General features: G+C 64.8%; 12 protein-coding genes. 7 read left to right on the top strand and 5 right to left on the bottom strand.

The genetic code is table 11. The features are described from left to right. Positions 1-113 precede the first annotated feature (113 nt). On the top strand, positions 114-1,241 hold the full coding sequence (locus JGU71_RS16640; RefSeq protein ID WP_199705407.1) for a resuscitation-promoting factor: 1,128 nt from the start codon (positions 114-116) through the stop codon (positions 1,239-1,241). A gap of 26 nt (positions 1,242-1,267) precedes the next feature. Then, positions 1,268-2,137 carry a 16S rRNA (adenine(1518)-N(6)/adenine(1519)-N(6))-dimethyltransferase RsmA gene (gene rsmA / locus JGU71_RS16635; RefSeq protein WP_199705406.1) on the top strand — a complete coding sequence of 290 codons (870 nt, stop codon included), beginning with the start codon at positions 1,268-1,270 and terminating at the stop codon, positions 2,135-2,137. Positions 2,138-2,144: 7 nt separating this feature from the next. On the opposite strand, the gene JGU71_RS16630 is transcribed toward rsmA, so the two are convergent. The 4 genes from JGU71_RS16630 to JGU71_RS16615 all read right to left on the bottom strand — a co-directional run bounded on the left by JGU71_RS16630 (position 2,145) and on the right by JGU71_RS16615 (position 6,489). Next, positions 2,145-4,364 (bottom strand): heavy metal translocating P-type ATPase, encoded by a 2,220-nt coding sequence (locus tag JGU71_RS16630; RefSeq protein ID WP_307829687.1) that lies wholly within the window; start codon positions 4,362-4,364, stop codon positions 2,145-2,147. Beyond that, positions 4,361-5,215 (bottom strand): DUF8832 domain-containing protein, encoded by an 855-nt coding sequence (locus JGU71_RS16625; RefSeq protein ID WP_199705405.1) that lies wholly within the window; start codon positions 5,213-5,215, stop codon positions 4,361-4,363. The genes JGU71_RS16630 and JGU71_RS16625 overlap by 4 nt, the downstream gene beginning before the upstream one ends. Further along, positions 5,215-5,424 carry a heavy-metal-associated domain-containing protein gene (locus JGU71_RS16620; protein WP_199705404.1) on the bottom strand — a complete coding sequence of 70 codons (210 nt, stop codon included), beginning with the start codon at positions 5,422-5,424 and terminating at the stop codon, positions 5,215-5,217. The genes JGU71_RS16625 and JGU71_RS16620 overlap by 1 nt, the downstream gene beginning before the upstream one ends. A 96-nt stretch (positions 5,425-5,520) precedes the next feature. Further along, positions 5,521-6,489 (bottom strand): helix-turn-helix transcriptional regulator, encoded by a 969-nt coding sequence (locus JGU71_RS16615; RefSeq protein WP_199705403.1) that lies wholly within the window; start codon positions 6,487-6,489, stop codon positions 5,521-5,523. 89 nt (positions 6,490-6,578) lie between these two features. Here JGU71_RS16615 and JGU71_RS16610 point away from each other — a divergent pair, with 89 nt between their 5' ends. From JGU71_RS16610 to JGU71_RS16595, 4 genes are all read left to right on the top strand, one after another. Next, entirely contained in the window at positions 6,579-7,538 is a 960-nt protein-coding gene (locus tag JGU71_RS16610; RefSeq protein ID WP_199705402.1) for an ATP-binding cassette domain-containing protein, read from the top strand. A 34-nt stretch (positions 7,539-7,572) separates the two neighbouring features. Then, the gene (locus tag JGU71_RS16605; RefSeq protein WP_199705401.1) at positions 7,573-8,316 is read left to right on the top strand and encodes an ABC transporter permease; all 744 of its coding nucleotides are present in this window, start codon (positions 7,573-7,575) and stop codon (positions 8,314-8,316) included. A gap of 83 nt (positions 8,317-8,399) precedes the next feature. Continuing rightward, positions 8,400-9,335, top strand: coding sequence for a 4-(cytidine 5'-diphospho)-2-C-methyl-D-erythritol kinase (locus JGU71_RS16600; RefSeq protein WP_199705400.1), 936 nt, complete (start codon positions 8,400-8,402; stop codon positions 9,333-9,335). Beyond that, a complete protein-coding gene (locus tag JGU71_RS16595) occupies positions 9,335-11,104 on the top strand; it encodes an ABC-F family ATP-binding cassette domain-containing protein (protein WP_199705399.1) in 1,770 nt (589 codons plus the stop codon). The genes JGU71_RS16600 and JGU71_RS16595 overlap by 1 nt, the downstream gene beginning before the upstream one ends. 100 nt (positions 11,105-11,204) lie before the next feature. Here JGU71_RS16595 and JGU71_RS16590 read toward each other — a convergent pair whose 3' ends face one another. Beyond that, positions 11,205-11,540, bottom strand: a complete 336-nt coding sequence (locus JGU71_RS16590; protein ID WP_199705398.1) for a hypothetical protein — start codon at positions 11,538-11,540, stop codon at positions 11,205-11,207. A 196-nt stretch (positions 11,541-11,736) separates the two neighbouring features. Between JGU71_RS16590 and JGU71_RS16585 the strand changes: the two genes are divergently transcribed. Then, entirely contained in the window at positions 11,737-13,305 is a 1,569-nt protein-coding gene (locus JGU71_RS16585) for an FMN-binding glutamate synthase family protein (RefSeq protein ID WP_199705397.1), read from the top strand. The last annotated feature ends 2 nt before the right edge of the window (positions 13,306-13,307 follow it).

Genomic DNA, 13,307 nt, shown 5'->3' with positions numbered 1-13,307 from the left:
CGGCGAAACCCGTTATCGAATCACACGGCCTATGCGGGATCGTGACCGGGTAAACCGCAGGTCAACGCGCTGAGGTTGCGATACCCTTTTCCGTTCGTTACCGTACTGTGACCATGTCAGCAATCAGTCGGATCAACAACGCCCGATCGCCGCTGCTGTATGCCGTCGTCGCAGCCGTTCTCGCGACGCTCATCGTCGGTGGCGGACTTGCGATCGCGAAGCAGAAAACGATCACGGTCGACGTGGACGGCGAGTCGATCTCGTTGACCACGATGACGAACGACGTCGAGGGCGCAATCGATGCCGCGGGTTACTCCGTCAAGGAACGCGACGTCGTCGCGCCTGCACTCGACACGCCCATCAACGATGGCGACACCGTGGTCCTGCGTCGGGCCCGTGAGGTCAGCCTGACGGTCGACGGTCAGCCCCGTCAGGTCTGGACGACCGCATTGACGGTGGACGAAGCTCTCGCGCAGCTGTCCATCGCGAGCGATGTGCACACCTCGGCATCACGCTCGCAGCGGCTGCCGCTGGAGGGTGCCAACCTGGACATCCTCAATCCGCGCGTCGTGAAGCTCGCTGACGGTGGCGTCGAGGCAGTAGACGTCCGTCTCGCAGCGCCGACGGTCGGCGAGTTCCTCGCAGCCAAGGGTGTCCCGCTGGAGCAGGCAGACACGGTGGAGCCGCCGGCAACCACGCCGTTGACCGAAGGTCTGCAGATCGCGGTCACGCGTAACCGAACGGTCAGCAAGGTCGAGACGATGCCGGTCGCACCGCCGGAGAACATCATCGAAGACCCGACCATGAACATGTCGCGTCGTATCGACGAAACGCCGGGCGTGCCGGGTGTGCAGGACGTCACCTTTGCGGTCAACGTCGTGAACGGCAAAGAGGTCGGCCGCCAGCAGGTGTCGGCGAACATCACGACGCCTGCCCAGCCGAAGACCGTTCGGGTCGGCGCCAAGCCGGGCACCGAAGTTCCTCCCGTCGAGAACGGCGCAATCTGGGACGCGCTCGCCCAGTGCGAGGCGACCGGAAACTGGGCCATCAACACCGGCAACGGCTACTACGGTGGCGTGCAGTTCGATCAGAACACCTGGGAACGTCAGGGGGGTCTGAAGTACGCGCCCCGCGCCGACCTCGCAACTCGCGAAGAACAGATCGCCATTGCGTCGGTCACCCAGCGCAGTCAGGGCTGGGGCGCGTGGCCGTCCTGCACGTCGCGGCTCGGCCTTCGGTAGCTTCCTCCACAGGCTAGATTGCGGGAGTGACAGATTCCCGTAACGAAGCCGCTCTGCTCGGTCCAGCCGAGGTTCGTGCGCTCGCTGCCGAACTGGGAGTCAAGCCGACCAAGCAATTGGGGCAGAACTTCGTGCACGACGCCAATACGGTGCGGCGCATCGTTGTTGCCGCAGGCGTCGGCCCCGAAGACATTGCGCTCGAGGTAGGGCCAGGGTTGGGATCGCTCACCCTGGCCCTTCTCGATGTCGTGGCAGCGGTCATCGCCGTAGAGATCGATCCGGTACTCGCGCAACGTCTTCCAACAACCGTCGCCGATCGTGCTCCCGCGCTCGCCGACCGTCTCACCGTCGTCGAGGCCGACGCCCTTCGGGTTCGATCCGAGGACCTGAACGCTGCTCCGACCGCACTCGTCGCCAACCTGCCGTACAACGTCGCTGTGCCGGTGCTACTGCATCTGCTTGCCGAATTGCCAAGTATCCGAACGTCGTTGGTGATGGTGCAGGCAGAGGTCGCCGACCGTCTCGCCGCGCCGCCCGGCAGTCGCACCTACGGTGTGCCGAGTGTGAAAGCGGGCTTCTTCGGGACCGTCAAACGCGCCGGGGCGGTTGGGCGGCAGGTATTTTGGCCCGTACCGCAGGTCGAATCGGGTCTCGTCCGGGTCGAGCGTTACTCGGATCCGCCGTGGCCGACCGACGAGGCGCACCGCAAGCGTGTGTTCGCCGTCGTCGATGCGGCTTTCGCGCAGCGCCGCAAGACCTTGCGAGCCGCGCTCGCAGGCTGGGCCGGGTCGACGACGGAATCGGAGCGCCGCCTCCTCGCCGCCGACATCGACCCATCCGCACGCGGCGAGACTCTCGACACCGCTGCCTTTGTCAGGCTCGCTGCGACCACCTAGCTGGTCGCTACCGCGCGACCCGCGCCGCCAACCCGCTGTTCAGGACGACGAACACGCTCGACAACGCCATCGCCGCACCGGCGAGCATCGGGTTGAGCAGCCCCGCCGCAGCCAAGGGAATGGCGGCGACGTTGTAACCGAACGCCCAGAACAGGTTCGTCTTGATGGTGCGAAGTGTCCTGCGGGACAGGCTGATTGCCTGCGCAACCGACCGCAGGTCGGCACGGACGAGAGTGATGTCGCTCGCCTCGATCGCGACGTCGGTGCCCGTTCCCATCGCCATGCCGAGATCGGCTTGCACGAGGGCCGCAGCGTCGTTCACACCGTCGCCGACCATCGCGACGACCGCACCGCCCGCCTGCAACTGTTTGATCGCGTCGACCTTGCCGTCGGGCAGCACGCCTGCGATGACGTCGCCGATACCGACCTGATCGGCGACCGTGCGCGCAATCGTCGGATTGTCGCCCGTGAGCAAGATCGGTTTCAGGCCGAGTCGCACGAGGTCTGCGATTGCCGCTGCGCTCGTTTCCTTGACCGTGTCGGCGACAAGCAATAGACCACGCACCGCGCCGTCCCAGCCGACGCCAACGACTGTGTACCCCGAACTCTCGGCTGCAGTGGCGGCGGTGTCGAGCTCGTCCGACAACCGCAGCGACCTCTCGGCCAGGAAACTCGTTCTGCCCGCGACGATCTCGACACCGTCGACGATGCCCGTGACACCACGACCGCCGTGGTTGGCAAAGTCGGTGACGCCTGCGAGGGTGCCGATGCGGTCTCGTGCACCCGCGGCGACGGCACGAGCGACGGGATGCTCGGACGCATCCTCGAGTGCGCCCGCCGTGCGAAGTAGCCGATCGGCCGATTCGCCTTCGGCAGTGACGAGATCGACGAGCCTCATCCGCCCCGTCGTCACCGTGCCGGTCTTGTCGAGCACGACGGTGTCGATTCGCCGACTGGATTCGAGGATCTCGGGACCTTTGATGAGAATGCCAAGTTGGGCCCCACGGCCGGTGCCGACCAACAGCGCTACCGGCGTCGCCAGGCCGAGCGCACAGGGGCAGGCGATGATCAGGACGGCGACTGCAGCGCCGAACGCGGCCTGGACAGGGTTGCCCGCACCGAGCCAGAAGCCAAGGTTGGCAACAGCAATTGCGATGACGACGGGCACGAAGACACCGGCGATACGATCTGCGAGTCGTTGGACCGGAGCCTTCCCCGTCTGCGCGTCCTCGACCAGTTTCGCCATCTGAGCAAGCTGGGTGTCGCCGCCGATCTTCGTCGCACGGACCGTAAGCACCCCGCTCGTGTTCACACAGGCTCCGACGACGCTGTCGCCGACCGTAACTTCGACGGGGACCGATTCGCCGGTGACCATACTCATGTCGATTGCGGACCCACCGTCGACGACCACGCCGTCGGTCGCGATCTTCTCACCTGGCCGCACCCGGAACAGCTCGCCGACGGCGAGTTCGCCTGCAGGGATTCGAACTTCGGCACCGTCGCGCAGGACGGTCACTTCTTTGGCGCCGAGTTGCAGTAGCGCTCGCAGTGCCGAACCCGCGTTGCGTTTGGATCGCGACTCGAAATACCGTCCGGCCAGGATGAATACGACGACACCGGCGGCAACTTCGAAGTAGATGTTCGCCGCCGCGTCGGCGCGGTCGATGGTGAAGCTGAACGGATGGGTCATGCCGAGTTCGCCTGCGCTGCCGAAGAACAACGCATACAGCGACCACGTGTACGCGGCAAGGGAACCGATGGAGATCAGGGTGTCCATCGTCGCTGCGCCGTGCCGAAGATTCGTCCACGCAGCACGGTGAAAGGGCAGCCCGCCCCACGCCACGACGGGCGTCGCGAGTACGAGGGAAAGCCATTGCCATCCCGAAAACTGCAGTGCCGGAACCATTGCCAAGGCTATGACCGGTAGCGTCAGTGCAACGCTGATCGCCAGCCTGGAAAGTCCGTCGTCGGTCTCGGTCGCTCTATCGGGGGTCGGTAGTTCGGCCGAGTAGCCCGCGCGGGCGACCTCCTCGATCAGCCTGTCTGCCGAAATCGCCTCTGGATAGCTGACTTTGGCACGTTCGGTCGCATAGTTGACTGTCGCGTCGACACCGTCGAGCTTGTTCAAGCGCTTCTCGATGCGCGCAGCGCACGAGGCACAGGTCATGCCGGTGATGTCGAGTTCGACGACGTTGAGTGCCGTCGCATCGGGCGCTTTGGCGGTCACGAATGCTCCCCGTGTGCGTGCAATGTGAATGCGGCCGTGCGAACGACGCCCGCGTGCTTGAACTCGAGAAACAGGCGGTGGTTGTCGGTGCTGATGGCCTGTGCGTGGAATGCGATGTCGGGTCCGGCGTCGGTCTGCTCGTCGGGATGGACGTGCAGGTAGGCGAGATCGGTGGCGCGCAGTGCGACAAGATGGCCGTTCGCGCCGAGATAGGCCTCCAGGTCGCGAACGGGTTCGCCGGCGCGGGTCACTGTAAAGGTCAAGGGTCCGCCGTCGGTGCTGAGTTGGCCATCGAGGGTCACCGTGTAGTCGTCGACCACTGCGGTAGTACTCGCCGCAGGAAGCGGCGTTTCAGCATCAGGTCCCGAGATCTCCAGAGTCCGACCCAAGGTCACCTGCCCGCTTCCGCCGGTCGGTGCGAAGTCCGCGAACACTCGGTAGGCGCCGCCGGTCGGCCAGGTCCAGTCGACGGTCCAGGTGCCGTCTGGCGTCAACGTCGGATGTAGGTGCCGGTATTGGCTGGTGTCGGATTTGACGATGATCAGGTGCAGTTGCTTTTCGTGGAGTGTGTCGAATGCAGTGACGTCGCCGTTCGAGGCGTCGAGGATGCGGAAACTCAACCGACCTGCCACGCCCGCGTCTGTGGGTGCCGATATCCGGCCGAGTGTGTAGCCGTCGAGTGTGTCGACGGTTCCGTTCGGAACGGCCGCGTCGTGCCCACCGCCGTGTGCGTCCGTATGGGCGGGAGCCGTCTCGGTCGGCTCGCCGACCAGTGATCCGACGCCGAAAGCGACACCGAGAACTGCGACGAGGCCGGCTCCGTAGAGACCGAGTTTCACCGGAGTCCGCATCAGGAACGCACCGCCTGGTAGCCGGCCTCGTCGACCGCGGCGACAACGTCGTCGTCGGAAACGGTTGTGGCACTGGAGAGGGTGAGCCTGCCGGTGGCGAGTTTCACGTCGACGTCGGTGACGCCGGGGATGGCCGACACCTCTTCCCGAACCGACGCGACGCAGTGGGCGCAGGTCATTCCGGTGACGGTGTAGGTGGCTGTCGGCATTGCGACTCCTCGCGATCGTGGTCGTACGGATACGGTGTGGGGGTATCCGGCTTTCGATTCGAACCATACCCCCTAGGGGTAGTTACGGCAAGGAGCTCACGCCTTCGCGTACCGCGCGCTCAATCTGGCGTGCCGCTGCGCGATCGCCTGGCATTCCGCTCGCAATTCCGGCGGGTCGAGGACGGTGAAGTCGACGTCGAACTCAGCGAGCCACCGGGCGAGCGACGTCTGGCTGTCCGACACGAGCACGATCACACACGTGTCGTCGTCGCCTGCCTCGACCGTGCCCCAGTCCGAGTGGACCATAGGTGCGATCTGCTCGATCGGAGCATGCAGCAGTATCCGCGCCTGCGTCTGCTGAAAGGCACGGTTGATGCCCCGTGCGACGAACTCCGCTGCGCCACCCGCGGGAAGCGCACGAGCGGTGAAGCGCGGACCCGTCGGAATCTTGGGGGTCATCCGGTCGACGCGGAACGACCGCCAATCCGACCTGCTCAGGTCCCAGCCGACGAGATACCACCGCAAACCGGCTCGGACCAGGCGATACGGCTCGATCTCCCGCCGACTCTCCGTACCGTCGTGGGTCCGGTAGTCGAAACGCAGCCGCTCGCGGTTGTGGCACACCGAGGCGATCGTGGCGAGCACGCTTGCTTCGACGGCCGATTTCGCCTGTGGCCGCGCGACGACGTCGACCTGCAGTGCGTCGAGTCGATGACGCAATCTCGACGGCATCACCTGTCGCAGTTTGGTCAGCGCTCTCAGCGAGGGTTCGCCTATGCCGACGATCGGTCCCGTCGCACCCGACTGCAAACCGAACGCGACCGCCACTGCTTCCTCGTCGTCGAGGAGCAGCGGCGGCATCTCTGCGCCCGCGCCGAGCTGATATCCGCCGCCGACCCCGACCGATGCGTTCACCGGATAGCCGAGATCGCGCAACCTGTCGACGTCGCGGCGGACCGTTCGCGACGTCACATCGAGTTTGTCCGCGAGCTCCGCCCCTGACCACTCGCGCCTGGTTTGCAACAGGGAGAGCAGGCGAAGCAGCCGTGCCGATGTTTCCCACATAAGAAATATGGTGCCACCAAACGAGGACCGAAGCTGTCCTAAATCGGTCGTAACTTCTCTTTCGAACCGACCGAACGAAGGGGAACGACATGATCGAGACCAGGGGTTTGACCAAGACTTTCACCCGTAAGAAGAACACTGTCGAAGCGGTACGCGGCATCGATCTGGATATCCGCGAGGGCGAACTCGTCGCACTGCTCGGACCCAACGGTGCAGGCAAATCGACCACGCTGCGAATGCTCACCACACTGCTTGCTCCCAGCGCTGGCACGGCACGCGTCGCGGGGCACAGCATCATCGACGACCGAGATGCAGTTCGTCGTCACATCGGCTACGTCGGCCAGGGGAGCGGGGCCGGCAACAACCAGCGGGTCCGTGACGAGTTGTTCACCCAGGGCCTCTGCTACGGACTGACGAAGGCAGATTCACGCGCGCGAGCGGAGGAATTGACCGAGGCGCTCGAGTTGACCGAGTTCGCGGGTCGGACGGTCAGCACGCTGTCGGGCGGCCAACGTCGCCGCCTCGACATCGCGCTCGGGTTGGTCCATCGCCCGCCGCTGCTGTTCCTCGACGAGCCGACCACAGGTATGGACCCGCAGAGTCGCGCGAACCTGTGGGAGCACATTCTGCGACTGCGCAAGCAAACGGGAACCACGATCGTGCTGACGACGCACTACCTCGACGAAGCCGACTCGATGGCGGAGCGCGTGATCGTGATCGACAAGGGCATCGTCATCGCGGACGACACCGCAGCCGCGCTCAAGGACGACCTGGCGAGTGACCTCGTCGTCCTGACGGTGACAGATCCCACCGCCGCCGCGCGGGCCGCCGAGGAGATCCACCGCCTCGACGCTGTGCGCGACGTCACGGTCGGCGGTGACCGGCTCCAGATTCGAACCCGAAACGGCGACAAAGCAATTCCCGAACTATTGCGCGCAACCGAGGCGGTCGGCATCCGGGTCGAGGCGGTCGATCTTTCCAGGCCGACCCTCGACGACGTCTTCCTCGGTCTCACCGGACGCAGCCTTCGCGAAACCCAGCCCGCCTGACCACCGCCTGCCTCACTTCGAAAAGGACACAGACATGAGCACAATCGCATCCGACTCCATGATCGTCATGACCCGCGAGCTTCGACCCGCACTACGAGACCCGTTCACAGTGGTCTTCAGCCTCACCCAGCCGCTGATCCTGCTCGCGCTGTTCGGACCGCTCCTGGACGGCGTCCCCGGCATGGGACCCGACGTCTGGAACTGGTTCGTTCCCGGCGTACTCGCGATGATCGCGATCTTCGGCACGTCGATGACGGGTTCCAACCTGCTGCAGGAACTGCACGACGGTTCCCACGAGCGGATGCTGGTGACGCCGTTGCGCCGATCGTCGCTGCTGATCGGTCGTGCGTGCAAGGAAATGATTCCGCTCGCGGCGCAGGCCGTGGTGATCCTGCTCGTCGCACTGCCGCTCGGCATGAATCTGAACCCCGCGGGAGCCGTTGTCGGCATCGCGATACTCGGCATCTTCGGTGTCGGTCTCGGTGCGCTGTCCTACGCACTTGCTCTCGCGGTACGTGACCAGGACTGGGTGTTCTGGACAGTCCAGCAGACGCTGCTCTTCCCGATGCTGATCCTCTCGGGCACGATGCTGCCGCTCGACAATGCTCCCGGCTGGATGGAGGCGCTGGTGACGATCAATCCGCTCAAGCACGTTGTCGACACCGAGCGAGCGTTGTTCGCGGGCGATTTCGCATTCGGTCAGCTGTCGACGGGGATCGCAGCGGCGGTCGGGGTCGCCGTCGTCGGACTCGTCGTCGGAAGCAAATCCGTCAAGTAGGCGGCTGCGCCGCTCGTGAGTCCTTTCGGTGGTCCTGACCACCGAAAGGACTCACGAGCGCTCGCGCCTATAGGCTTGCACGTGTGCTTTCCGTCGTCCCGCGCCCTGTAACGGTTCGCGCTCCCGCAAAGGTCAACCTGCATCTGGCAGTGGGTGACCTCCGTCCCGACGGCTACCACGAGCTCACGACGGTGTTCCAGGCGCTCTCGCTCACCGACCAGGTCGAGATCTTTCCAGCCAAGGAATTGACGATCAGGGTCCGCGGCGAAGGTGCTCGTGACGTTCCGACCGATCGAGGAAACCTGGTGTGGAAGGCCGCGACGCGTCTCGCCCACCTTGCCGGTCGCGAACCTGCGGTCGAGATCGCGATAGACAAGTCCATCCCCGTTGCCGGTGGCATGGCAGGCGGGAGCGCCGATGCGGCGGCGACGCTCCTCGGACTCAACGCGCTGTGGCATCTCGAGCTGAGCCGCACCGAACTTGCAGCGCTTGCGCTCGAGCTCGGCAGCGACGTCCCGTTCGCGCTGCACGGCGCGACCGCCATCGGAACGGGACGTGGCGAGAAGCTGCTTCCTGTGTTGTCGCGCAACACGTTCCACTGGGTCATTGCTTTCGCGAAGGGTGGTTTGAGCACCCCCGACGTCTTTCGTGAACTGGATCGTCTGCGTGGCGCCGGCCAGCCACCGCGAATCGGGGACGCCGAAAAGCTGATGCAATCGCTTGCAGCCGGCGATGCACGCCAGCTTGCCGGACTGCTCGGCAACGACCTGCAAGCCGCTGCCCTGTCACTCAAACCCGAACTACGCCGAACGCTCCGAGCTGGAATAACGGCGGGCGCCCTCGCCGGTATCGTGTCCGGCTCGGGACCGACCTGTGCCTTTTTATGTGAAACATCCGATGCCGCAATCGAAGTCAGCGCGGAGCTGGCCGGTGCCGGAGTCTGTCGAAGTTTGCGGGTAGCGACCGGGCCTGCGCCCGGTGCCCGCGTCGTCGACGCCGATGCAAGTGGGAAGCCCTGATGCCGAACCTGATCAACCTCGAGCAAGTCAGTAAATCGTTCGGAATCACGCCGCTGTTGGAATCGGTGTCGATGGGTGTCCACGAGGGCGAGCGCATCGGCGTCGTCGGGCTCAACGGCGGCGGCAAGACGACGCTCCTCGAAGTCTTGACCGGCCTCGAACCTCCCGACTCGGGTCGCGTCAGCGCGATCGGCGGCTTGCGTATGGCAGTGGTCACGCAGCGTGGTGTGCTGCCGCCAGGATCGACCATCGCCGACATCGTCACCGCACCGCTCGGCGGTGAGGAGCACGAGTGGGCCGGTGACGCCCGCATTCGAAACATTCTGTCGGGCATCGGAATTGCCGACCTCGGTCTGGACAGCACGGTCGACAACCTGTCGGGTGGCGAACGTCGCCGCGTCGCATTGGCCGCCGCGCTCGTCCAGGACCTCGACCTGCTCGTCCTCGACGAACCGACCAACCATCTCGACGTCGAAGGCGTCCAGTGGCTCGCCGCGCACCTGCTGCAGCGTCGCAGCGCGCTTGTCGTCGTTACCCACGATCGCTGGTTCCTCGACACCGTCGCCACGAACACGTGGGAAGTTGTCGGCGGCAAGGTCGAGAGTTACGAGGGTGGGTACGCGGACTGGATCTTCGCGAGAGCCGAGCGCGATCGCCAGGCCGACGCGTCCGAAGCGCGGCGTCGCAACCTTGCCCGCAAAGAACTGGCCTGGCTCCGACGTGGCCCGCCGGCCCGAACCTCGAAGCCCCGCTATCGGATCGAAGCCGCGGAGTCGCTCATCGCCGACGTGCCACCGCCGCGCAACAGCGTTGCGTTGGCGTCGTTCGCGCGGCGTCGGCTCGGACGGGTTGTCATCGAACTCGAGGACGCGCGCCTCGAGTCACCCGACCACCGCGAACTGCTCTCCGACCTCACCTGGCGACTTGCGCCGGGGGAGCGGATCGGTCTGGTCGGCGTCAACGGGTCGGGTAAGACGACTCTGCTGCGCGCGTTGGCCGGCGATGCACAGCTGTCGGCAGGCAAGCGAATCGAAGGCCAAACGGTCAAGATCGGCTGGCTGCGGCAGGAACTCGACGACCTGCCCGTCGGGATGCGGGTGCTGGAAGCAGTTCAGGACGTCGCGATGCGAACGATGTTGGGCGACAAGGAGATATCGGCGGGCCAGCTGGCTGAGCGGCTGGGCTTCGCTCCCGCGCGGCAACGCACACCCGTCGGTGACCTGTCCGGCGGCGAACGTCGCCGACTACAACTCACGCGCATTCTGATGGCCGAGCCGAACGTGTTGCTCCTCGACGAGCCGACCAACGACCTCGACATCGACACGCTGCAGCAGTTGGAAGACATGCTCGACAGTTGGCCGGGAACGATGGTGGTGATCAGCCACGACCGGTACCTGATCGAACGGGTCTGCGATACAACCTGGGCGTTGTTCGGTGACGGCAAGCTCACCAACCTGCCCGGCGGCATCGAAGAGTATCTACGCCGCCGCGCGACAATGGCGGCGGGAGCGGCAGGCAGCTCGGTCGCGCCGACGGGTGCCGCTCCGACCGATGCTGCGACCTACCGCAACGCGCGCAAAGAACTGAGCAAACTGGAACGCCAGGTTGCGAAGTTGGACGATCGGGAACGAGCGCTACATCTCGCGCTTGCCGACGCTGCACACGATCCGGACAAGGCGGCAAAGCTCGGTGCGGAGTTGAACCAGGTCGTCGCAGACAAGTCCGCCGCTGAGGAGCGCTGGCTCGAGTTAGCTGCTGATCACGACTGACGCCCTTGTACGTTGGGGAATGCAGCTGACGCTCCACTCGTGACCTCGGCGGGCGGGAAACCGCTCGGCAAAGGCGCTAGTGGAGCGTCAGGCGTGTAGGTCAGTTCGCAGCTTCGCTACCGCTCGGCGCGCGTGCCTCGTCGGCGGTCGAATCGGAGCCGGAAGCGTCGGCCTTCGCTGCCCTGTCGGCGGGCTGTCCATCGTCGGGCAGTTGACCGAGCATCTGCAGCAAGGCGAGGCCTGCCGTCGCTACCTTCTTGACCATCTCGTCGTCGGCGCCACGCTCACGAGCAAGCGTGCACAGAGGACAGCCGCTGCAGCCGCTCGGGTCGAGTTCGGTCTCCTTCGCGCCCTCGAGTGCGGGCTTGAACCGTTCCAGCAACGGCTTCGCGTAGGTCTGTAGATCGCTCAACGCACTGAGTAGCTCGACGTTCATGCGGTGGTTCCCCTAGGTGGTAAAGCGAATCGGACTCGGTCGAGCCTAGGCGCGGGGGTTCGGTGCAGTGACGAGAATGGGCGCTATCGGCCAAACTTTCGCTGTATTGGTGGGTTGCACAGGATGTTCCGCTGTTGTTGTGGCGAAGGTTGGCAATTTCCCGCGCAAGTCCGGCTGCGTGTTCTAACTTTTGCCAATGAAGTGGAGTTACGTCTTGCCCGCCGTGCCCGCTGTCGGTGTCGCTGCCTTGGCCGCGTACGACCTCATCCAGAAGCCGCATGCGCTGCTTCGCAACTACCCGGTTCTGGGTCACATGCGCTATCTCCTGGAGGAGATCGGGCCGGAGATCCGCCAGTACATCGTGACCAGCAACGACGAGGAACGGCCGTTCAGCCGGAATCAGCGTCGCTGGATCTACGCGTCGTCGAAGCTGCAGAACAATTACTACGGGTTCGGCACCGACAACAACATGGAGTACACGCAGGGGTACCCCATCATCAAGCACCGCACATTCTCCACCATCTCGCCTGCGACGGGTCAGCACGCAGGCGAGGAGGACGCGATTCCGGCAGCCAAGGTGCTCGGCGGTCCGCGCAATCGGACCAAGGCGTTTCGGCCACGTTCGATAGTCAACATCTCCGCCATGAGTTTCGGCTCGATGTCGGCCAACGCCATCGAGGCGATCAACCGCGGTGCCGCTGCGGCGGGATGTATGCACAACACCGGTGAGGGTGGATTGTCGCCGCACCACAAGAACGGCGGCGACCTCACGCTGCAGATCGGCACCGCCTACTTCGGGTGCCGAGACGAGAAGGGCCGCTTCGACATCGAGAAGTTGAAGGACGTCGCGGCGTCGGGACCGGTCAAGGCAATCGAGATCAAACTCAGCCAGGGTGCCAAACCAGGTCTGGGCGGCATGTTGCCGGGTGCGAAGGTCAGTCCGGAAATCGCGGCAATCCGCGGCATCCCGGAGGGTGTCGACTGTGCAAGTCCGTCGCGGCACGCCGAGTTCCACGACGTCGACAGCATGCTCGACTGGGTCGAATTCATCGCTGCCGAAACAGGTTTGCCGGTCGGGATCAAGTCCGCGGTCGGCAACATGGATTTCTGGGACGAGCTTGTTGCCCAGATGTCGACGAATCAGCGCGGCGTCGACTTCATCACCGTCGACGGCGGCGAGGGCGGGACGGGAGCGGCTCCGTTGATCTTCAGCGAGTCGGTCGCATTCCCGTTCCGCGTCGGGTTCACCGAGGTCTACCGTCGATTCGCGGCGGCGGGTATCACCGACAACGTGACGTTCATCGGCTCGGGGAAGTTGGGGTTGCCCGACAACGCCGTCGTTGCTTTTGCGCTCGGCGCGGACATGGTGAACGTCGGTCGCGAGATCATGCTTTCCATCGGCTGCATCCAAGCGCAGAAATGCCATACCGACGCCTGCCCGACCGGTATCACAACTCAAAACCAATGGCTTGCAAGAGGATTGGATCCGACACTGAAGTCGGTCCGCGCGGCGAACTATGTCAAGACCCTGCGCCGCGACCTGTTGAAGGTGTCCGAAGCGTGTGGCGTCGCCCATCCCGGTTTGATCAGCGCAGACGATCTCGACATCCTCAACGGCTGTGAGTCCCGTACACCGTTGCGATCCGTCTACGGCTACGAAACCGGGTGGGGGCAGCCGTCTGTGGTCGACAGTGCAGAGATCACCCGGTTGATGACAGGAGCATCTCACGGTGAGTCGGCGCCGGTCTCCGCGACGGCGCGCTAGAT

Origin of the sequence: Antrihabitans stalagmiti, from assembly GCF_016482825.1 — a bacterium.
GTDB lineage: Bacteria > Actinomycetota > Actinomycetes > Mycobacteriales > Mycobacteriaceae > Antrihabitans > Antrihabitans stalagmiti.
The sequence above is the reverse complement of the archived record's forward strand: the minus strand, read 5'-3'. Positions and strand labels throughout refer to the sequence as shown.

What these genes read in the sequence shown, in the direction of transcription:
- JGU71_RS16640 (WP_199705407.1), top strand. Translation starts at nt 114, where the DNA reads ATGTCAGCAATCAGTCGGATCAACAACGCCCGATCGCCGCTGCTGTAT.
- JGU71_RS16625 (WP_199705405.1), bottom strand. Translation starts at nt 5,215, where the DNA reads ATGCGGACTCCGGTGAAACTCGGTCTCTACGGAGCCGGCCTCGTCGCA.
- JGU71_RS16620 (WP_199705404.1), bottom strand. Translation starts at nt 5,424, where the DNA reads ATGCCGACAGCCACCTACACCGTCACCGGAATGACCTGCGCCCACTGC.
- JGU71_RS16615 (WP_199705403.1), bottom strand. Translation starts at nt 6,489, where the DNA reads ATGTGGGAAACATCGGCACGGCTGCTTCGCCTGCTCTCCCTGTTGCAA.
- JGU71_RS16610 (WP_199705402.1), top strand. Translation starts at nt 6,579, where the DNA reads ATGATCGAGACCAGGGGTTTGACCAAGACTTTCACCCGTAAGAAGAAC.
- JGU71_RS16605 (WP_199705401.1), top strand. Translation starts at nt 7,573, where the DNA reads ATGAGCACAATCGCATCCGACTCCATGATCGTCATGACCCGCGAGCTT.
- JGU71_RS16595 (WP_199705399.1), top strand. Translation starts at nt 9,335, where the DNA reads ATGCCGAACCTGATCAACCTCGAGCAAGTCAGTAAATCGTTCGGAATC.
- JGU71_RS16590 (WP_199705398.1), bottom strand. Translation starts at nt 11,540, where the DNA reads ATGAACGTCGAGCTACTCAGTGCGTTGAGCGATCTACAGACCTACGCG.
- JGU71_RS16585 (WP_199705397.1), top strand. Translation starts at nt 11,737, where the DNA reads ATGAAGTGGAGTTACGTCTTGCCCGCCGTGCCCGCTGTCGGTGTCGCT.